Origin of the sequence: Gardnerella sp. DNF00257 (genome assembly GCF_049262745.1) — a bacterium.
Lineage (GTDB): Bacteria > Actinomycetota > Actinomycetes > Actinomycetales > Bifidobacteriaceae > Bifidobacterium > Bifidobacterium piotii.
This window is the reverse complement of sequence record NZ_CP058403.1, coordinates 335,007-356,855: the sequence shown is the minus strand read 5'-3', so window position 1 is coordinate 356,855 and position 21,849 is coordinate 335,007. Positions and strand designations below refer to the sequence as shown.

12 protein-coding genes and 1 tRNA gene are annotated in these 21,849 nt (G+C 40.5%); 4 read left to right on the top strand and 9 right to left on the bottom strand.

Going from position 1 to position 21,849, the window contains the following annotated elements:
- The first annotated feature begins 99 nt into the window (after window positions 1-99).
- The gene (locus HXT23_RS01235; protein WP_422112951.1) at window positions 100-1,881 is read left to right on the top strand and encodes a zinc-dependent metalloprotease; all 1,782 of its coding nucleotides are present in this window, start codon (window positions 100-102) and stop codon (window positions 1,879-1,881) included.
- Between the two features lie 53 nt (window positions 1,882-1,934).
- On the opposite strand, the gene HXT23_RS01230 is transcribed toward HXT23_RS01235, so the two are convergent.
- Entirely contained in the window at window positions 1,935-3,575 is a 1,641-nt protein-coding gene (locus HXT23_RS01230; RefSeq protein ID WP_422112950.1) for an ATP-dependent helicase, read from the bottom strand.
- 151 nt (window positions 3,576-3,726) lie between these two features.
- On the opposite strand from HXT23_RS01230, the gene HXT23_RS01225 reads away from it, so the two are divergent.
- Together HXT23_RS01225 and HXT23_RS01220 are read left to right on the top strand one after the other, a co-directional pair.
- A complete protein-coding gene (locus HXT23_RS01225; RefSeq protein WP_422112949.1) occupies window positions 3,727-5,295 on the top strand; it encodes a phosphotransferase in 1,569 nt (522 codons plus the stop codon).
- A 9-nt stretch (window positions 5,296-5,304) separates the two neighbouring features.
- Complete coding sequence (locus tag HXT23_RS01220) at window positions 5,305-5,529, top strand: DUF3107 domain-containing protein (protein WP_020758939.1); 225 nt, start codon at window positions 5,305-5,307, stop codon at window positions 5,527-5,529.
- 47 nt (window positions 5,530-5,576) lie between these two features.
- On the opposite strand, the gene HXT23_RS01215 is transcribed toward HXT23_RS01220, so the two are convergent.
- Window positions 5,577-6,473 carry a PHP domain-containing protein gene (locus tag HXT23_RS01215; RefSeq protein ID WP_016787355.1) on the bottom strand — a complete coding sequence of 299 codons (897 nt, stop codon included), beginning with the start codon at window positions 6,471-6,473 and terminating at the stop codon, window positions 5,577-5,579.
- A gap of 79 nt (window positions 6,474-6,552) precedes the next feature.
- On the opposite strand from HXT23_RS01215, the gene HXT23_RS01210 reads away from it, so the two are divergent.
- Window positions 6,553-7,179 carry a vitamin K epoxide reductase family protein gene (locus HXT23_RS01210; protein ID WP_240320629.1) on the top strand — a complete coding sequence of 209 codons (627 nt, stop codon included), beginning with the start codon at window positions 6,553-6,555 and terminating at the stop codon, window positions 7,177-7,179.
- Between the two features lie 47 nt (window positions 7,180-7,226).
- On the opposite strand, the gene murI is transcribed toward HXT23_RS01210, so the two are convergent.
- From murI to HXT23_RS01175, 7 genes are all read right to left on the bottom strand, one after another.
- On the bottom strand, window positions 7,227-8,009 hold the full coding sequence (murI, locus tag HXT23_RS01205) for a glutamate racemase (protein WP_422112948.1): 783 nt from the start codon (window positions 8,007-8,009) through the stop codon (window positions 7,227-7,229).
- A 570-nt stretch (window positions 8,010-8,579) separates the two neighbouring features.
- Window positions 8,580-11,990: a mupirocin-resistant isoleucine--tRNA ligase gene (gene ileS, locus HXT23_RS01200; RefSeq protein ID WP_016787345.1), complete on the bottom strand. Its 3,411-nt coding sequence runs from the start codon at window positions 11,988-11,990 to the stop codon at window positions 8,580-8,582.
- A 288-nt stretch (window positions 11,991-12,278) separates the two neighbouring features.
- Window positions 12,279-13,412, bottom strand: coding sequence for an Abi family protein (locus tag HXT23_RS01195; RefSeq protein ID WP_223293471.1), 1,134 nt, complete (start codon window positions 13,410-13,412; stop codon window positions 12,279-12,281).
- Between the two features lie 131 nt (window positions 13,413-13,543).
- A tRNA-Arg gene (locus HXT23_RS01190) sits at window positions 13,544-13,616 on the bottom strand.
- Window positions 13,617-13,733: 117 nt separating this feature from the next.
- Window positions 13,734-14,045, bottom strand: coding sequence for an exodeoxyribonuclease VII small subunit (locus tag HXT23_RS01185; protein WP_422112947.1), 312 nt, complete (start codon window positions 14,043-14,045; stop codon window positions 13,734-13,736).
- Window positions 14,046-14,109: 64 nt separating this feature from the next.
- The gene (gene xseA / locus HXT23_RS01180; protein ID WP_032843025.1) at window positions 14,110-15,450 is read right to left on the bottom strand and encodes an exodeoxyribonuclease VII large subunit; all 1,341 of its coding nucleotides are present in this window, start codon (window positions 15,448-15,450) and stop codon (window positions 14,110-14,112) included.
- A 120-nt stretch (window positions 15,451-15,570) separates the two neighbouring features.
- On the bottom strand, window positions 15,571-21,471 hold the full coding sequence (locus HXT23_RS01175; RefSeq protein ID WP_422112946.1) for a S8 family serine peptidase: 5,901 nt from the start codon (window positions 21,469-21,471) through the stop codon (window positions 15,571-15,573).
- Between the last annotated feature and the right edge of the window lie 378 nt (window positions 21,472-21,849).

Sequence of the window (21,849 nt, the reverse complement as noted above, 5' to 3'; positions counted from 1 at the left end):
TTATACGTAGTTAAAACTGTATAGTTAAAGACTATGTAAACAAACATAAAATATACGCAAATATATTTAACTTAGGTACAAACTTCATAAGGATTGAATATGAGCGAAGAAGAAATTCACCAATGGCTTGTTAGCTGCTTTGGCCCCAAAGAAGGAGAAAGAGCTTGGTCTAACTTTGAAAATCTTCCTTTTGAAGTTCGCGATGACATTCTTACAAGATGTTCAAACGGAGGCCTTCCATCTCCAGAAGAAGTTCATTCGTTAATGAGTGCCTTTGCTAATGGCGGCTTAAACACGCCTTTTGAGATGACGGAAACACTTAAAGAAGGTCCAATCAATAAAAGACTTGCTCAATTGCTTGCTTGCCAAAAAGCAACTGGAGACGGCGGTACAGTAAACGCACAAGTTGCAGATGCAACAAGAAGAGCGCTAAGTGAAGCAAACTTATGGCTAGACGCGAATTGCAATCTAAATCCAGTATCTGGAACCCCCGATATTCTTTCAAGAGAAGACTGGGTTAATGGAACTATAGATTCGTGGATTAAGTTTGCAAATCCTGTTGCCAAATCGGTTAGTAACGCTTTTTCGGATGTTATTGCCGAAAAATTTGGAGAAGACCAAGACTTAGAAGTAGAAGGATTATACGACGGCGTTATGCCAATACCTATGCCAGATGGCGTAAAAAAGCCAGAACAAATGATGAGCCTTCTTGCTAACACGTCTTTTGCAATGCAATTAGGATATGCTGCTGGAAATTTATCTCACGAGATTCGCGGAAGCTTTGATCAAGGTATTTCACTTCTTAAAAACCCTGCAGGCGGTCTTGTTCCTTACAATTGCATAGATTACGCAAAAAAGTGGGGATTAGACATTAACGAAGTTATGAATTATCTAGCATTGCGAGAGCTTGCTCACGCACGATTGTTTGCATCTGCACCTTGGCTTATGCCTCGTTTTGAAGCACTAATAATAAAGTATGCAGCTGGAATTTCGATTGACTTAAGCGCTATGGAAGAACAGCTTAGAGATATTGAAGGAATGAACCCAGAGTCTATTTCGGGAGCTGTTGACTTATGTAATATTGCTCGAAACGATACAGAAGATCAAAAACAAGCATTAAAAGGATTAGAAACGCTTCTTGCACTTAGTGAAGGTTGGGTTGATTGCGTTATTTGGCGTGCTGGAATGGCACACATTCCACACATTGAGCAGCTTAGAGAGATGACAAGGAGAGAACGCGCTGCAGGCGGCCCTTCCGAAATGACTTTCCAAGCTTTAACTGGATTAAAGTTGCATCCTAGAGCAATGCGCGAAGCTGCTGCAATGTGGGATGCGATTACAAACGAAAAAGGCATTGAGGAACGCGATGCCATGTGGAACCACCCAGATCTTTTGCCAGAATTACCAGATTTTAGCGAAGATAAAGAAGATACTAAGGATAATAAAGATAAAGAAGATAATAAAGACGATACTAATAAAGTAAATAAAAATAACGAAAACAATAAAAACAACGAAAATAACGAAAACAACACTAATAGTCAAAACAATACGAATATTCAAAACAGCTATAACACGACTAAAAAAGAATCTGGACAAACAGATAGCAATAATTTAGCAAACATTAATCTAGAAGAATTAAGCAAGAATATGCTTGATTTAGAAGATTTTAAGAACAGTGACGATTTAGAGCAAAAACTTAAAGACGTTAATTGGGACGACGAATTAAGTAAATTATTGGCATCTAGCGACAATAACACCGACATCCAAAACAACAAGCAAGACTCAAACCAAGATTCTAATGCGGACTCTAAAGAAGACTCCGAAGAAGACTCTGGCAAGGATTCTGGCGAAGACTCTAATCAGCAAAAAAGCAACGAATAAAGTCACAAACTAATTTATAAGCGATTTACGTTAGAACAATTGCATAAATGCATTTATTCTAAAAAGTGGCTTACAGACCTTTGCATTCCGTTGCCGTAGTCTTTGCAAATTGCATAAGATATGTGCAAGGTTGCTTCTGCGCGCGTTATTGCAACATACATAAGTCTGCGCTCTTCTTCGTCTGCATCTTGAGTTCTATTAATGCTTCCAAATGGCAGTAAGCCTTCGCTGCAGCCGATTAAAAACACGTGCTTAAATTCCAAGCCTTTAGATGCATGAATCGTAGAAATCGTTACAGGAAGTAAAGATTTTTTGATTAAATCTACTTTTTCGCGCTCGCTTTCGCTTTCTTTTGCAAAGTCAATGTCTTTTGCATCGCCACTTTCGACGTATTTTTCTGAATCACTCAAATCGCTAGCGTTTGAATCTTCAAAATTGTTTTCTAAAACATCAATCTGCAAACCAGCATCTTTTCTAACAGAAAAATGTATTCCTAAATCACCCAAAGTTTTGCAAAATATATTCTGTTGAGCATTAGTGCGAGTTAGAATAGCAAAATCTGTAGGGCACGCTTTGCCTGCTTTAACAGCATTATAAATTCGTTGAGCAACATCAACAGCTTCGTCGTAATCCGTGTTGTAAACAGTTTTAGTAACGCGAGCGCCACCCTTATTTTTTGACACAAGTCTTAAATAATCACATCTAAAAGCAGACTTAGAAAGAACTCGATTAGCAAGCCCTACAATACGTTCCGTAGATCTGTAATCCGTATTTAGATTAATGTCTGCACAAAGCGGCGCAAACTCGTTAGGAAATTCAAGTAAATCGTAGCTGCTTGCTCCTGCAAAAGAATAAATCGTTTGCGCAGGATCTCCAACAACGCAAATATTTCGATTATTGCCAAGCCAACATTTAAGAAGCTCATGTTGAAGAGGAGAAACATCCTGATACTCGTCAACAGTAACCCAGCCGATTTTGCTACGTATTTTCTCACATGCTTTAGGAAAAGCACGCAAAATGTGGCACGCAAGAAGCAGCAAATCGTTAAAATCAATAAGATTCCTTGTGTTTTTTTCTAACTCGTAAGCTTTATATGCTTCAACAAATTGATTAACGTCTAGAGCTGCAGGAAGATCTCGACTAACGCAAGAATATGCTCGCGCGTAATCATCTGGCGCAATAAGACTAACTTTTGCCCAGTTGATTTCTGAAACAATATCTCTTATTTGCGCAGAAGTCATATCTGCAAAATCCGTGTAATGACTTAATGCTTGCTCAGTAACGCTTTTTGGATCATCCATTATATTTGGAAAAGGAGCTTCGCAAACGTCATTCCAAACTCGTCTTAAATGTTGTAAAGCTGCGGAATGAAAAGTTGCAACAGTTGCATTATTTACGCCTAATTTTTTAAGGCGATTTTGCATTTCTTTAGCAGCTTTTACAGAAAAAGTAACAGCTAAAACGCAATTTTCGTCCCACTCTCCTTTTGCGCACGCATACGCGATTCTTCGTGTAATAGTGCGAGTCTTACCTGCTCCAGCGCATGCAGTAATGCGCACTGGCCCTTGTAACGCCATTGCTGCTTTGCGTTGAGAATCATCTAAACCTTCTAGCAAAGATTGAGCATAATCTTTACCATGATTTTCGTTAGATTCGCGCTTTTTGCTTTCTAAAGACTCTTGAGTAGAAATCATAATTCTATTGTTACAACAATTAAAGAAAAAATAAAAGCATAAAACGCTAATGTGGTTAAAGGCTATTTAGCTATATCTCGTTGCTTTGTATTAATGTTGAACTGTGACACAGATAAGCAGATTCAAGTTGGTAGCGCTGGCCTCATCGGTCATGCCAGAAGTACAATTCGCCGGAACGCGCCAAAGCGAGCAGGCAAACGCCACCGATGCCGCTGCTGGCATATCTCACGCTGTTATTCAAGACGTTTCGGGCAGCCTTTACGATATTTTTGTTAGCTCTAACACTAAAGGTCATAAACGTTTGCACGACAGAGCACGAGCAGCATGGGTATTGCAAAAAACTAAGGGGCTTGCGGCTCTTGGATTTGCTCACGAAGAAATGCTTAAGTTTGTTCCTGGGTCGCTTTCAAATAAGGCAAATCAAACTAACCGGCAAAACCAAGCAAATCAACAAGATTCTACTAATAATCAAAGTCAAAGCGAATTACATTTTGGCTCCATAGGAGAAGCTGATTTTAACAATCCGACAGTACTTATTTGTAATCATTTAAACGGAAATGCAAGAGAATTAAGTCTTCTTACAACAGATGATTGCGTAAACGCTGGAACGGCAATAGGCGCGATTCATAGACTAAGTCCGTCATTTTTAACTAAAAGCGGTTATCCTTCCTTTACTACTGGTCAAATTCGCACGCAATTAACATCTTGGATTAAAAGATTGCGCCAAGCAGGCCATATTCCTACAGAAATAACAGACAATTGGTCTAGAGTTTTAGAAACTGATGGATTATGGTCATTCGACACTTGCCCAGTTCACGGCGGATTCAAAGATGGTGATTTTCTATTTTCTGGCTCCACGATTACAGCTGTAACCAATTGGCAAAGCATGCAAATCAACGATCCTGCTCGCGATTTAGCGTGGATTTTTGCAAAGCTTAACGAGCAGCATAGAAACGCTTTGCTAAGTGCATATGGAAGAATACTTGGGTCTAGATTAGACAGCATGATTATGCTTCGAGCAAATCTTTGGTTGCAAATGGAGCAAGTTGGAGACTTTATTCAAGCTTTGCAACGCGCAGATACAACTGGAATAATGCGATTTAAAGCGCAAGTGGAACGTCTTGCTCACGAGCTTACTCGCATAAATAATTCTAGAGCAGCAAGCGCAAATCAAAACAATAATAGCGCAAATCCAGCGTCTTCTCTTACTGTAGGAGATATTGTTAAAGACGATATTGTTAAAGATAATTCTATTAAAGATGATGTTGTTAAAGACGATACTATATCTTCGGACGCTACTAACGAAAAAACTATTGTAACGCTCAAGCAAGAAGATCAAAAAGATTATAAAGATAATACATACGAACAAACTATAACTATAAACGACAACACTAATTCCACTGAAGCTGCTACTAAAACCTCCACTATTGCAGACGGCTTAGAAACGCAAGTTATAAGCAGCGTTAGTAAATCTAACGATGCAAATAACAATTCAAACAACGAATCCAACAGTAGCAATAATGCTGATGCAGAAAATAGTGATGACGCCAATAGCAAGAATAATGAAGATGATGGTAATAATGAAAATAATGGCAATAAAAATGAAGATTTAGACAAGCCAGCAACGATTATTATTCCAATGCTAAAAGATGCAGAGCTTGCTATTAAAGATGCAAAAAGCAAACTAGAAAACAATACCGAAAACAGCGAAAACAATTAAGGAACAAAAATGAAGGTAACAATTGGCGTTAAGCACGTAAAAGACACTATTAGCTTTGAAAGCGATCAAAGCGAGCAAGATATACAAAACATTATTGAAAGCGCTATTAAAGACGCAAAAGCGATTAATCTTACAGATAAAAACAATCGAAAAATTTTTATTATGGCAGACTCTTTTGCATATGCAATTATAGGAGATACGCCAACTCACACAGTTGGTTTTAACGCGTTTTAACACTGCTAGAACACTTAACACGTTTATAACGTTTTAACAGCGCAATTTTAATTCATCTGGTAATTTAGGATTTTAGAAACAACATTGCAACTTGTTGTTTCTTCTCCGATTTTATTTGGCTTGCCACTTCCATGCCAATCGGAGCCGCCAGTAACAAGCAAATTCAAGTCTTTTGCTAACTCCAATAGTCTTTGTCTTTGCGTTAAAGAGTTGCCACGATGATATACTTCTAATCCATTAAGGCCAACGCTTGCATAGTGTTCTATTTGAGAGTCCGAAAGAATAACAAGATTCCTGCTATAATCCGCAGGATGTGCAATAACGCTTACTCCCCCAGCGTGTTTAATAACTTTAATAACTTCATCAACACTTGGAGATGGCGTTGGAATGTAGTATGGGCCGCGTGGAGCAACAGGACCTGCAAAAGCTTGCGACCTTGTTTCAAAAACGCCTGCAGCAACAAGAGCGTCTGCAATATGCGGGCGACCAATCGTAGTTAGCTCACCTTGTCCTGCTTGAGCAAGAACATCTTGCCAAGTAATCGGAAAATCGTGCGACATAAGGTCAACCATTTTGCGCGTGCGTTCCAATCGGCGTTTTCTTGTAGTTGCAAACATTTCATTAATGCACTCGTCATTTGGATTGTAGTTATAAGCAAGCATGTGAACCGATATATTCCCCTCTACAGATGTTATCTCTGATCCAAAAATAACTGGAAAATCAGCGTTTTTAGCAGCTTCTTCAAAATCATGCCAACCAGCAGTAGTATCGTGATCGCTAATAGCTACTCCACTAAGACCAAGATTTTTAGCTTCATCTACTAATTCTTTTGGAGTTTTAGTGCCATCGGAATATAAAGTATGACAATGCAAATCCCACCCTAAATCTTGCGATTTAGAATCCAAATTAAAATCGTTATTCGCACTACTACCTATTACAGTCATATAATTATCGTAAACTGTGGCATGTAACGTTTTTAAGTCTAAACAATATCTAAATACATTAGCGCTTTGAGGAGTGTTTATGGGTAGCCACAATAATCGCATGAATTCTTGGCGACATTCTGCCGCTTGGGTTTACATGATTATGCTTATTTCATCCGCAATTGCACTTTTAACATCGCTAATACTTTCTTCCGAAACTTTAGCTCTTGCACGCGCACCGCACAAAGCGCTTGGATGCGACGTAAACACCGTTGTTTCGTGCTCTAAAGTGGCTCAATCTTGGCAAGCGGAATTCATAAGATTTGGAGAACTAAGCTTCCCTAATGCTTTCTTTGGAATTGCAGCAGAAAGCGTTTTCGTAACGCTTGCTGTAGTTGGAATAGCAAAAGTAAAACTTCCAAAATGGCTGGCAACTTTTAGCTGGATTGGTGGATTAGCTGCACTCTTGTACGCTTATTGGCTGTTTACGCAATCTATGTTTGTTATACAAATTCTTTGCCCATGGTGCCTTGTTTTAATGTTTTGCACAACTTTGCAATTTATGTCTCTTACACACGCAACATTTAGTGTGCAAGAGATTGGATTAAAAAATAAGATTTTAAGCGCTTACTACCGACTAAATTACGATTTAATTGTGGATTTGCTTTGGATTTTTACTCTTGTATTGCTTATTTTAAGCAAATACGGCAATGCCATATTTTCATAAGACGCAATCAATAAGACGCAATCAATAAGACGCAATTTAATTTGCAATCAAAAATCACCATTAAATAACGATTGCGATAGCTTAGCAATACGATTACTTGAATCGGAGTTAGTAAGCAGAACACTTCCACTATTTTCGATTGGCGCAAGCAAATCTTTAGATTCTAAAACGCTTTTAAGATGATGAATAGTGCCATCATTGCCGTCTACAATATTCACGCAATCAGGCAAAAACTCACGGAAGTAGCTTTTATAAAACACAAAATGAGTGCATCCTAAAACAACTGAATCAATATTCGTTAAATCGTAAGAATCAAAATACTTGTGCAAAGCGCTCATAACAATATTTTTATTGCCTAAATCGCCATTTTCCACAATTTCTACCAAATCAGGGCACGGTCTAGAAAAAATCTTGTGATTTTGCGTAAAACGATTCATAAGTTCTGCAAACTTGCGTTCTCTAAGAGTTAAAGGCGTAGCTGCAACGATTACGCGCTGAGGCTTGCCACCACCCAAATCGCAAGCAAGCTTAAGAGCAGGCTCCATGCCAATAATCGGCATATTGTAATGTGCGCGCAAATCTTTTACAGCAGCAGAAGTGGCAGTATTGCAAGCAATTACAACAGCTTTAACATTAAGACTTGCAAAATGCTCAACAATCTTAAAACTAAGATCTCGCACTTCTTGAGGAGTTTTTATGCCATAAGGCGCGTTTGCAGAGTCGCCAAAATAAACAATGCGCTCATTAGGCATAGATGCGTGAAGTTGACGAACTACAGAAATGCCACCAAGCCCTGAGTCAAACACACCAATTGGAGCGCATGAAGTCATAAAAAACCTCCTAATAGACTCTTATTATGTTACTTTTTAGCACAAACATAAGCTTTACAAAACGGAGTCAATAAGATTGCGCGTGTAGAAATTCTTAGTGAAACGCAAGCAGTGGCAGAGATAAACCTAGTAGCTAAGTACCACGGGTTTACCAATGCCCACTGCGCTGCGCACATATGGAGCGTCCCCACTAATGCAATGGCGAATTTATGCCCAAAGTGTTGCATGTTTTCTTATAAAACTGACAAATACAAACATGAGTAAATTTGTACTGTTGTTATAACGAATCTATAGGAAGGTATGGAAATCGGAGTGTCGCATCACCTTGCTTTTTCACTTGAAGCGTAGCGTGAAAAAGCAAATTGATGCGATAGCGCTTGCTCAAAGTGGAAAGCTAATACGCTTTCCACGCAAGCGCGACCCCGATTTCGCCTACACTTAGGCGAAATCCGAAGACCAACAAAACGCACGCCACAAAACAAATAAATGCCTAATTGCTTATATATCCAAAATAAAATTGCCTCCGCGCTAACTACATAACGCGAAGGCACACTATACAATACTTAGCTTTTACGCACGCTTAAGACTTACGCTAAGCTCGGTTGCACTAGGATCAGCCTCTGTAACTTCTAAGCTTGTAGCCAAAGTCTCTTCGGAAATCAAATCACGGAACTGATTAACTTTAGCAACGTCCACAGCTGGCACGCTCAAAGTCAAAGCGATTCTATCGCTAATGTCTAAGCCATTCTCTTTACGCGCGTCCTGAACAGCGCGAATAGCATCGCGAGCGTAGCCTTCCGCAAGCAAATCGCTAGTCAAAGCAGTATCTAGCATAACAAAGCCACCAGTTGGCATTGCAGCAGAAGCAGTATTTGCAGCCACTTGAGCATCCGAAGACTCAACGCGATTTACAAGCTCATATTCGCCTTGTTCAAGCGCAACTTCGCCGTTTGGAGTATTAACAACAGGAACACCAGAGCCGTCAACACGCCAATCGCCACTCTTCGAAGCCTTAATAGCAAATTGCACCTGCTTACCCAAACGAGGACCAGCTGCGCGCGCATTCACCTTAAGCTCGTGAACAATCTTCAAACCGTGGTCGCCTGCGTCTTCCAAAGTGCAGAATGTAACATTCTTAACGTTAAGCTCGCGCTCAAGAACCTGCTCGTAAGGCTCAACAGCATCAGTATTTTCTGCAACAACTGTCAAGTTTGCTAACGGCTGGCGCACACGCAACTGCTCCGCCTTACGCAACGAAAGCGTAGAAGAAACAACCTCGCGAACCTTATCCATAGCAGCAACCAAAGCATCGTCGTGAGCAAGAACAGCACCAAGCTCAGTAACTTCGCCAGCCTTAGGGTTCTTCTCGCCATCCGAAAGCGTTTGCGGCTCAACCAAATAAGGCCAATCAGCCAAATGCACGGATTCGCCGCCTGTAAGACCTCGCCACACAGCCTCCGCTTCCATAGGAGCAAGAGGGGAAATCGTGCGCATGAACACTTCCAACACAGTGTAAAGCGTGTTGAAAGCAGTCTCATCTTCATTCCAGAATCGGTCACGGCTGCCGCGAATATACCAATTTGTAAGCACGTCAATAAAATCGCTAACTGCTGCGCAAGCATCGCTAATCGCAAACTCGTTCAAGCACTTTTCTACGCGCTCAACAAGCAAACGCGTGCGAGCAAGCAAGTAGCGATCCATGTTACAAAGGCCTGCAACCTCGTCTGCGCGAAGCATACGAGCATCGTAGCCCTTACCACCATTTGCAGCGTTAGCATACAAAGTGAAGAAGTAATACGAGCTCCAAACTGGAAGCATAACCTGACGAACCGTATCCCTAATGCCGTCTGCAGTCACAATCAAATTGCCGCCGCGCAAAATTGGCGAAGACATAAGGAACCAGCGCATTGCGTCCGAACCGTATTCGTTGAAAACGCCATTAACATCTGGGTAGTTGCGCAAATGCTTACTCATCTTCTGACCGTCGGAACCAAGCACAATGCCGTGGCAAATCACGTTCTTAAAAGCTGGGCGATCAAATAGAGCCGTAGCCATAATGTGAAGTGTGTAGAACCATCCGCGAGTCTGACCAATGTATTCAACGATGTAATCGCATGGGAAGTGCTCTTCGAAGAAGTCCTTATTTTCAAAAGGATAATGGAACTGTGCAAAAGGCATAGAACCAGACTCAAACCAGCAATCAAGAACGTCCGTAATGCGGTGCATTTGCGACTTTCCAGTAGGATCGTCTGGGTTTGGTCGAGTAAGGCGATCGATATACGGGCGATGCATATTCACATTGCCATCATCGTCGCGAGGATAGTCGCCAAAATCAGCCTTAAGCTCATCCAACGAACCATACACGTCTACGCGCGGATACTTTGGATCGTCACTCACCCACACTGGGATTGGCGAGCCCCAGAAGCGGTTACGGCTAATCGACCAATCGCGAGCGTTAGAAAGCCATTTACCGAACTGGCCGTCCTTAACGTTTCCAGGAATCCAATTAATCTGCTGATTAAGCTCAAGCAAACGCTTCTTAATCTTTGTAACAGAAACAAACCAGCTGGAAACAGGCTTGTAAATAAGCGGAGTTGCGCAACGCCAGCAATGAGGATAGCTGTGCACGTAGCTTTTTTCTTGGAACAGCAACGCGCGCTGATCTTCTGGCATCTTGGCAAGCGGGCCGTCTCCTGCACGCAAGTTGCGCAAAATTGGCAAGTTGGCGTCGAAAACGTACAAGCCTTCGTAATCTGGGCAATCACTTGTAAACTTGCATCCTGCGTCGAGCACGTCAACGCTGCGAATTTCGTGAGCGTTAAGCGTGTTCATATCGTCCTCGCCGTAAGGAGCCTGGTGAACAAGGCCAGTACCTTCTGCAGTGTCTACATAATCTGCAGTAAAAATCGTAAAAGCATTAGGGCCTGGAGTGCCGCCTTCGGCGAGCACAGAATCGCTTGCAAAGTATGGGAACACTGGATAGTAACGCCAACCAGCCATCTCAGCGCCCTTAAGCTCGCGCACAACCTCGTAGTTTTCGCCAAGTTCCTTAGTGTAAGATCCAAGCAAAGGCTTGCCAATGTAGAACTTTTTGCCTGCAAACTTGCCTTCGGTTGGACGAACTTCCACGTAATCAATGTCTGCGCCAACTACGATTGCGAAGTTTGTTGGAACTGTCCAAGGAGTGGTGGTCCAGAATACTGCGTAAGCATCATCTTCGTCTCGAAGTTTAACAGCAACGGAAACAGTGGTATCCTGGCGGTTTTGGTACACATCCGCATCCATACGAAGCTCGTGAGCGCTAAGTGGAGTCTGGTCCTTTGGGCAGTACGGAAGAACGCGGTAGCCCTTGTAAGCCAAGCCCTTATCGTAAAGCTGCTTAAACGCCCACATTACGGATTCCATGTATGGAATATTCAACGTTTTGTAGCCGCGCTCGAAATCAACCCAGCGAGCCTGACGATGCACGTAGTTTTGCCACTCGTTTGTGTACTTTAAAACGCTGGCACGGCAAGCATCATTGAACTTTGCGATGCCCATTTTTTCGATTTGATCAACCGACTCAATGCCAAGTTCCTTCTGCGCTTCCAACTCTGCTGGAAGACCGTGAGTATCCCAACCAAAAACGCGATTTACTTTGCGTCCGCGCATGGTTTGATAGCGCGGAACAACGTCTTTTGCATAACCTGTAAGAAGGTGACCGTAGTGAGGAAGACCGTTTGCGAATGGAGGGCCGTCGAAGAACACGAACTCGTTTTGGCTACCCTTGCCAGACGGGCGGTATTCGATTGACTTGCGGAAGGTGTTATTTGCATCCCAATATTGAAGAACGGACTCTTCAAGCTTTGGGAAGGAAGGATTTGGTGCAACTTGCGCGCTGGCAGCTTCTTGCGTTGATGCTGAAACACTTGCCTTTGGATATACGTTATTTGTAGACGTATTTTCGGACGCGTTTGCGGCTGGACTAGTGGATTCGCTCACTGTGCTCTCCTCGCTCAACAGGGTGAATATTTCCCTGCGAGGACGACAGTTACTGCCGCGGTACCACCTCGCTTGCTGCAAAATACTTACGCAACTCTTGCAGCCTCTCGTGTTTGGCTATGCGGGCCAACCCCGTCGGTTCTAATAAGCAAGAATCTTACGAATCCTCGCCGTTCTTCCGAAAACTCCCCGCCGATAACGGATCATCGCTTAAGTTAGAAATAATCTAACACTATCCCCTAACATTGTGAAGGATTTCGCGACTCGCGAATAATTTTCATGACATTTTCATGACATATTATCCAAAAATGCTTTAGCTTCATTAGCATTACTAAAAACAATGCCATCTTCAGCAATTTTGCCATCTATAATTTGATTAGCGTGATTCATAGCTTTAAGCGTTGGTTCGTTGGGAACAGGCAAGTTACTATTCAAGGTAATATTTTCTTTAATTTTATTTTTCCAATCATAAAATTCATTAATACTAGACATTCCAATGCATTCAATAACATTTTTGGAACAACTTGGCACTTCAACGCAAAGCGCACTTAGTAATTTCTCAATTTTCTCTAAAAACTCTAGATAATAGTTAGTGTCTAAGAATAAGTCGAAATCTTTAATAAGCTGAAAAACTGTTGCATTGAAACTATGTGGTCTAGCACAATACAAACGTTCATCATGCGCACAAATATTTCTGAACTCTTTAATTCTTCTATAAGTAGAATCAATTTTTATTGACGTAATATCTTTTTGAGAACAGTGTGAAGAATTATAAAGTTCAGTATATTCCCTAGCAACCAAACCTCTCATGCATCTAGTTTGAACTTTGTAAAACCAGAATATCTGTCCGAAAGTTAGGTCATTAGATAAAACCCATAATGGAACCTGACCATCGTGATTATTGATACAATGCCGTATGTATTCTTTCCCTAGATTTAATTTTTTATTATTTGACGTATTATTTTCTATAATTCGATTAAATGCTCTAACTAAACCGCGCGATTCCTTTGGATCTTCATAATTAGCTTCATTAAGGTAAGCATTGACTTCATTATCGTGAATCTGGCTAAAACAATATGAACATGATGATCTTAACAATGCTTCTGTTCTAGTTGTAGCCGCAAAAATAATACCACGAAGTTCGCGATCAAATTTAAAAAGATAATAAATGTGTTCAAACTTTGTTCCTTGAACATATTTATTCGAATTTTTTGATTCAAGAAATGGATTTTTATACCCATTCACAACGCTATAGTAGCCTTCTCTTTCAAGTATTTCCATAGCTTTAAGCTCATCAGAAAACACTACTCCTCTAGACTTAAGCAATTTTATTTGCTGCTTGATAGTAGTAAAAGGCTTATAAATCACCATCATTCCCACCAAATCCCCCGCCATTAGATGCACAAAGAGCCAATCAATCACTTGATTGGCTCTTCGCGAACCAGACACAGCCTGGCTTCACCACGTATCTATTCTACAAAAGAAACTAATATTTGTCAAAAAATAAACAAACTATATACAGCACACAACCAAATATAGCTATACACAAAAAGTGCCCCGAATCAGAATCGAACTGACGACACCCACTTTAGGAGAGTGGTGCTCTATCCACTGAGCTACCGAGGCAGTTTAGTTGATTGCAGCGCGCAACACGCAAAACGAAACATGCGCACGCTTCTTGCAAAGCAACAAATGGCAATTATACACCATGGCATGGTTTACGCGCTATAACGCACTCAAGATTCACGATTCAAGATTCGACTGCGTTCCAGCAGTTGCTGCTGTAGTCGACTGCTCCGCTTGAGCCGCGTCCAACTTAGCGCGAACCGATGCAAGCAAGCCCTGCGCACGCTTTGCTAACGCCTCTCCAAGCTCCCATTGATGCATAGACTGATCTAAAGTCAAGCCGCCAGCCTCAAGCGCTTTAACAGCTTGCACAAGCTTTTCGCGCGCCTCTTCGTAAGGCATTGCGTCAATCGCAGCTCGCTCTTCGCTGCTAAGCGTGCTAATCGCATCAACTTTTGCACCATTTGCGCGCGTAGTTTCGTCACTCATAATCATCCTTTTCTAATTTTTATTTAAAACTTTTTTTATTTTACGACTTTACAGCTTTATAACTTTACGACTTTTCTACAGAAGTAACATTAGCTGTGATCAAGCCACTTTTAAGAGTAACTGTTATATCATCGCCAGTTTTTACACGACTAGAATCGTCAAGCACCTTTCCGCCGCTAATCTGCACAACCGCGTAACCGCGATTAAGCGTTGATTGCGGGCTAAGAGCTGTAATGCTGGCATGTGCCTTTTCAACAGTTAAACTAGCGTCGTCCAGCAACCGCACCAAACCATGCCTCATGCGTTCAATTGCTTGCTGAACAAACAACTCGTGCGGCTCCAACATAGTGGTTGGCTGAGTAATACTTGGCCTATTCGCATATCCCTCAATAAGCTGAATCTCGTTGCTAACTCGCGCAGAAATCCTCATGCGCGCGTGTTGCAAGGCGTTATCAATCAACTGCCATTGCTCGTTAACATCTGGAACAACGCGCTTTGCTGCATCTGTAGGCGTAGAAGCTCGCATATCTGCCGCCAAATCAATCAGCGTCCAATCGTCTTCGTGACCAATCGCAGAAACAATCGGAGTTACGCAAGCAGCCGTAGCGCGAACCACGCCCTCGTCCGAAAATCCAATCAAATCTTCAAAACTACCGCCGCCGCGCGCAACAATAATCACATCAACCTCTGGGTCTGCGTCTAGCTGCTTAATGGCAGCAATAACGTCCGCTGGGCATTGCACACCCTGAACATGCGCGTGAACCACCTTAAAACGCGTTACAGGCCATCGCAAATTGACGTTTGTAATAACATCTCCCTCGGCTCGAGCTTGAGGCGCACACACCAGTCCAATGCACTTTGGAAACTCGGGCAGCGGCACCTTATTTTCCGCGTCGAACAAGCCTTCGCCTTTAAGCTTTTTGCGCAACTCGTCTATTTGCGCTTTTAAGTCGCCAGCACCAACACGCCTAATTTCGTCGGCAACAAAGCTCAATCGTGTTGCTTTTACCCAAATATCTGCCTTGCCGTGAACAACTACCCTATCGCCCTGCCGCAAATCTTTCGCTTGCTGAACAAACTTGCTAAAGCCCATTATGGAGATTGAAACGTCTTCGTTGCTGTCTCTAAGCGTTACGTAGCCAGACGTAGACCTTCTCATGTTGATTTCAACAATCTGACCTTCTACCCAAGCCGCAGGCCACTTTTCTACAGCACCATGGAACTTTTGGCTTATAACGCTTACTGGCCAAGGATTTTCGGCGCTTGTTTCGCTTGCATGCAAAGGTAGCGTGCGATTAGATTGCGCTTTAGGCTGCAACTCTGAGCCTTGATGCTCATTTTGCAATTCTTGCAACACCATACTTAATGTCATGCTTACAGCTTGACTGTTAAGAAGGACAAACATGCAAACACGCCAATTTAACAAATGAGCATACAAAACATAAAGCGCACTAAACAAATATTCCCCATGCTGTTACACATGGGGAATATAACTATTTAGACTTAAAGGTAACTAGTTAACACTTTACATGCGCATTTTGCGAACAAAAAGTGCAAAAGTGCCACTTAGCAGCAACAAAGCCAATGTAGCCAGTGTGAATACTATTCCAGCACCAGTCACACCTAACTTTGAAAGCATTCCCTCTGTATTAGTGTTCTTTGAAGAAGACAATGAGTTACTTAAGGAAGAATTAGCATTATTATTAGCATTCTTACTATTGCCATTAACATTGCTATTAGCATTACCATTAGCACCTGCATATGCTCCCGAGTTAGTCTCAGAACCATTTACCTCATTATTATCTGCAATATTACTTACAGATTCATAATCTTCATCACTAGACGCAAAAGTAAATCCATAATGACTTTCAGAATGTATCAAGTTATATTCTGCAATAGTCTCATCGAATGAAGTTGCATTAGCTGGAATAACCCACACATTAGTCCAAGCAATTTGTAATCCTCTGTTATCAATAAGAACAATTGTATGTTTACCCGAATATCCTTCTGGAATCTCAGCATAAAAATGAGGCTGACCTTTATCATCCAAAACAACCTTTACGTAGCTAGCACCATCTTTGCCATGCAACAAAACAGGAAGAGAATAAATGTACGCATATGCATATACAACTTTATTCTTCTTAAGCTGCTCAATAATGTCACTATTTTGGCTAAGTCGAAGCTTCATAGGATTTTCGACACCTGCACGAGCAACATTGTTTTCATATTTACCAACTAAAAGATTGCTCTTAAGAGCTTTTGTTAATTCAACAACACTCTTAGGAGCTGCTGGAACATGAGCGTTTGCATCTGGAGGAGCAGGAATTTCTTGCTTCTTTGGAACATTTGGATTCACATTATGACCAGGCACATCTGGCTTAGAATGATCAGGCTTAACTGGTTCAGCATGCTTCTTTTTAACAAACGGAATGGAAGTTCGCTGATTATCACCAGCAGCTGAGTTTCCAGCATAATCAACAGCTTCTACGCGAAGAATATGATTACCTTCTGCCAGATCTTTAGCATGAATGACTGCCTTTAATTCCAAATGATCCTTTTCAGGTTTATCTACTTCAGTATAGGAACTATATCCTTGAGTTAACGAAAGCAACGTGCTCTCTACAGGATGAGGAGCTAAATTCGTATTAGAAACAGCACTGATTGGCTTGTCGTCAACATATGCAGCTACGGATTTAAGATTTGCATCTTTAGCCTTTATAGTAACCGTATAGTCACCTTCTACTGATTCATCGTCTTTCATGCTTACATCTACAGTTGGATTTGTTTTATCAACAACAACTGGAATGGAACCATAAACAGATGAATTAACCTTGTCTTCAAGCTCAAGAAAAACATGATCTCCATCTTCTACATCAACATCACGCTCAAATTCTTTTTTGTTTGCTTCTGGGCCATCACCATTTTCCAGAGAAGTAAACTCTGCAACAACAGAATGATTGATAGAAAGCCTATATCCAGAAGCGTTATCTTGAGCACTACCCTTAAACTTTACGGTATCTTTGTTTGTAAACAATGTATGACCATATAATTGTGGATTAACAAAAGTAGCTTTTGGAGCTTCTTTATCAAACAAGAAAGCAACTGCAAAATCCATAAGCTTATTACCATCAGCAGTTTTTACAACAGCACGGAAATCATTAATTCCCGTATGCATTGGCAAATCAATAGAGAAACTATGCGCTTGACTGTCTATCTTTGCAGCAATAGCTGACTCTAACATATACTTGCCATCTTTATTAAGACGCGTAGAAGGAGTAAATTCTACACTCTTTATATCTGGACCAACAGTACCTTGCAAAGTAAAGGAGTCTAAGCTTGGTCCTGCAGTAATAGGATTAATCATCCAAATATTTGCTCCAAGTGGAGTTACATTACTTGGATAGAACACGCCATTGCTTACTTCCATAAAGTTCGGCTCGTTACGGCCTTGAAGCTTAACAGACTTAATTTTAAGATTCTGACCATTACTTGCGCAGAGAGTAACCTGATACGCCTTAGCAGAAGGCTTTACTGTTACTTCAAATGTTCCATCCGAATTAATCGTTACTGGATCCTCTTTTGTCTCAGTGTCATCTACATCATCAGCAGATTCGCTGCTTGAATTAGAAGAACCAGGATCAGTAGAACCAGCTGCTTGCTTCACTTTATCCACTTGGTAACGAATTGTTAGCTCAAGCTTTTGCTTAGGTTGTGAACTATCTTTTACTTTGCCTTTTACAGTTACACTACCATCACTCAAAACAGGCAAACTTCCATCACTATCGCCACTATCCGTATTAGTAACACTAATACGCGGACGCTCTGGATTGTATGTTAACGTAAACTCTTCGCTAGCTATTTGCGTTTTGCATTTATCATCAGAGAATCCAAGCACCTTTACAGTGTTTTCACCACGTACTATTTTTATATTACTAGCAGTAAACTTTGGTGCTTTATTTAGATTCACTTTAACTGTTGTTTTAACAATTGATCCATCGTATTTCTTGTAACTTGCTAGAACTTTCATGGATTTAACATCATCAGAAACATAACCTTCAAGATTTAACTTATTGTCATGCACTACAGATGTTCCAACCATCTTCCCGTCCATTTCCTTTCGACGAGAAATGAAGATTTTATGATCTTTATTAGCAAACACTTTAACTACACGAGTTCCATTCATTCCTGCGTCTTTAGCAACAACAGAAATAAATGGCGTTGTGTTACCAACATTTATTTTGCACACGCGCTTATGATGTACTTTATCTAAAGTGCAACCAGTTGCATCATCATACTTAAATACATCATCATCACCAACACGGCGAATAACTGGAAGACCAGGATCTTCACTTAAGTTATCACTTAAAGTGATTGTTACAACGCCATTAGAATCACGGTCGGAAACATTCACATTAGGACCATGCGTATCTAGAGCAAACTTCATGTCGTAGTTTTGCCACTGAAAGCCTTTGCCCAAACGAGCTTGAATGCGATACACGTAATTTCCATCCTCAAACCGCACAAACTGCGCGATTTTCGGATCATAACGCTTACCATCAAAACGACCATTCACACCTTCATGGCCCATTGAATCTGCTGCAGAAGGCAAAGTAGGTCTAGAAACATTGTGGTCTTCACCTAAAACTCGTAATACCTTGCTTGCATTTTCATCCATAATCTCGTAGCGAATGTCTGCAGCACTACGCAATAATGGCACATATGGTGTGATTAAATCATACCAGCCATCATCATTAGGTGAGAACATAAATCGTTTAGATCCATTTATCTTAACTTGCATACTTCCGTCTGCTGAATCAGACATAAGGGCAGTAGTTGAATCAATTTCACCGTTACTTTCATCGGCAGACTGGTTCGGAGCTGCAGGAGAAGGATTTTGTGCAGGATTAACAGGCTGAGCTGGTTTATCAGCATTCTTATACTTTTCACCAGGTTTAACCAAAATCTGCTCAGCATTCCAATTACCAACAAAACCAAGATATGGAACAGACAAATCAGGCTGACCTTTAGTCTTAGACTTTAAGCAAGCCCATCCTTCAATGTAATGGTTTTCCCCATATTGAGGATTCAATGTGAAAGTAATATCAACTGTTTTACCAGCCTCTACAATTACGGAAGACTTATCTGCAGTTAATGTTTCTTTATCATTCACAAATGTGGATGTTTTTTCACCAGGTTTATTTGTCTCGTTTACAACAACCTGATTCGGTATGCTATATTTAACATCCTCAGAACCATAATTATGCAATGTTACATTAAACTTGCGTTCACCCTGCTTTAACTCATAAAGAGAAGCATATGCTTTACTTTCATTGCTGCGACTATCTTTAGTAGTTGCAACAACATCCGTCTTAATGGCTTTGTCGAGCTGCGCTAAACCAGCGCCAATTTGTCTAGGAGCATACGGAACTTTTTTATTACCATCATCGCGAGTAAGAATCCTAGCTGTATTCATCAACACTTGCTCAATACGATCAACTAATTCAGAAGGTTTAAGTTCTTTGCCCTTAAAACGCTTTTTATAATTTTCCATCAGCAGAGCAGAAAGACCTGATATATTTGGGGCTGCCATAGAAGTACCAGACATACTTCTGTACTTATTATCATTCTGAGTAGACCACACATTCCCACCAATACCAGAAATATGAGGCTTAAAATTAAGATCTGGAGTTGGACCCCAAGACGTAAATCTAGATGGCTTTAACGAATCTGGGTTAGCAATAGCAACAAAATCATTGGTGAAAGTTACTTCCACTTTTCCATTATTCTTTTTGATTGCTTGATAGATTGCCTCACCATCTTCATAGCGTATTGATGTTACAAAAACATCTTTAATCTTATCGACGCCTGCCATATCTAGGAATTGAGTAGGATCATCCTTTACATTGTATACAACAACACCTTCAGCACCTTTTTCTTTTGCGTTATTAACCTTTTCTGTAAACGCAATATCTCCGCGTTTAACTAATGCATATTTACCCTTTAAGTTAAGGTCTTTAACATCATCTTTTTTACCAAGGTTAATATCAACAATTTCATGTGATTTTCCATCAGCTACACCTGTAGAAAGTGAGTAAGGAAAATCATTTTTCTTAGCATCATTAGAACCAGAGTTTGTAGCAGATGCATTATTAACAAACCATTGCGCCTTGGTTTGTGTAACTTTTGAATTTTCAACAGAAGCAACACTAAAAGCATCTGGGAAGGAAGATGGAGACCCCAAAGTGCCATCATCCCATTTTCCAAACACATCATCTAATCCACCAGAATTCGAGAAGTTCAATCCAGAATTTCCAGCCGAAACAACAGGCAACACTCCAGCTTTTCTAGCCTTCATTAACGCTAACGCAGCAATACTTGAAGTAGAATCAAGTCCATTATCGGAGCCAATAGACATGTTTATAACGTCGGCACCAAGCTTAACAGAATCTTCTATAGCTGCCACAACATCCGCATCACGGCATCCAGGCATATCTGGGTTGTTAGAAAACACTTTCATAGCAAGCAGCTGCGCATTAGGAGCTATGCCATTAACACGATGATTGCTAGCTGCAGGAGCATTTTCTTCATCTCCATTAGCTCCAACAATTCCAGCAACATGCATGCCATGCTGTTCAGCATGATTATCTTTCACTTCATTAGTTTCATCTGCATAATTAAATCCTGCAGGAACTTTATCTGTAAATCCTGGTTGTGGATTTAACTTTTTTGCACTTTTAGCAGATGAATCCAGCTTCATATCTTTACTGTTAATATCAATTCCAGTATCGATTATTGAAACCAACATGCCAGTACCATCTAAGTTTTTATTACTTTCTCGGAAAGCCTGCGTAAGACCCTGAAGCTCACGAGCAAAATTTTCCAGCGGATAATATAAACGCTCTTTTTCTACAGATCTAACTTCTGGCTCATGGCGTAAAGCTTGCATACGGTTTGCTGGAATTGTTGCTTCAAAGCAATTCATTAAATATCCAAGCTGACGTCGAACACTCATATTGTACTTTTTACGCCATTTATCAATTAAACGATTTTGCTCATCTTTATTTGATTTTTCCGATGCAACTGAAGGACGACTCGGCTGCTTACGCAGAGTAACAATAACAGCAATAGGCTTATTGGGCACGCTAGCACTGTTCTTTATAGCATATTTTTCAAGCAATGCAGCTTTATTTGAATCTAAGTGTAAATTCTCATATCTAGTAAGCTTATGGCTTACAGAGTTATTTTTATACATTCTAAACTGATTTTTAATAGAAGATGCATTTGCATCATTTACATAAGCACTGTTATTACTAACTGAATTCTTAGTATCCGCAGCATTTGCTGCACCAAATGGAGCAATAAGGGTTGCTGTAGCAACTCCTAATGCAGCTAAGCGAGTTAAATATGATGCTCTTTTGAACTTCATAAATACGCTCTCCTTCAATGAAATACTTATAAAATATTTTTCACAAGCCTAGCATTGAGTAAAATAAAAAAAAACATAAATATGTAAATTTTTATGCATAAACAGTTAACAAATACGAATCAATACACAAAGAACGGCGAAATATAGCCATTTCTAAAGAGAAAATTTTTCAGAACTGCGTTGATTATACAACTATAAATTAACATGTTGTTCACACAAAAGATTGAAAAACTCGTTTTTTGTTACTATTTTCTATAAATATTGCTTATATTTATAAACATATGTTACTTTAGATAAACTTCTTATCGAAATTTTTCCGAAATATAAAATGTGAAACCAAAAAAGCGTTATAGCACTAATAACAAAACACGACACGCC

Bases quoted from the DNA above. Each gene is read 5' to 3' on its own strand.
- HXT23_RS01185 (WP_422112947.1), bottom strand. From the start codon at position 14,045: ATGAGTGACGAAACTACGCGCGCAAATGGTGCAAAAGTTGATGCGATT.
- HXT23_RS01210 (WP_240320629.1), top strand. From the start codon at position 6,553: ATGGGTAGCCACAATAATCGCATGAATTCTTGGCGACATTCTGCCGCT.
- xseA (WP_032843025.1), bottom strand. From the start codon at position 15,450: ATGTTTGTCCTTCTTAACAGTCAAGCTGTAAGCATGACATTAAGTATG.
- HXT23_RS01220 (WP_020758939.1), top strand. From the start codon at position 5,305: ATGAAGGTAACAATTGGCGTTAAGCACGTAAAAGACACTATTAGCTTT.
- murI (WP_422112948.1), bottom strand. From the start codon at position 8,009: ATGACTTCATGCGCTCCAATTGGTGTGTTTGACTCAGGGCTTGGTGGC.
- HXT23_RS01230 (WP_422112950.1), bottom strand. From the start codon at position 3,575: ATGATTTCTACTCAAGAGTCTTTAGAAAGCAAAAAGCGCGAATCTAAC.
- HXT23_RS01215 (WP_016787355.1), bottom strand. From the start codon at position 6,473: ATGACTGTAATAGGTAGTAGTGCGAATAACGATTTTAATTTGGATTCT.
- HXT23_RS01175 (WP_422112946.1), bottom strand. From the start codon at position 21,471: ATGAAGTTCAAAAGAGCATCATATTTAACTCGCTTAGCTGCATTAGGA.
- HXT23_RS01235 (WP_422112951.1), top strand. From the start codon at position 100: ATGAGCGAAGAAGAAATTCACCAATGGCTTGTTAGCTGCTTTGGCCCC.
- HXT23_RS01225 (WP_422112949.1), top strand. From the start codon at position 3,727: ATGCCAGAAGTACAATTCGCCGGAACGCGCCAAAGCGAGCAGGCAAAC.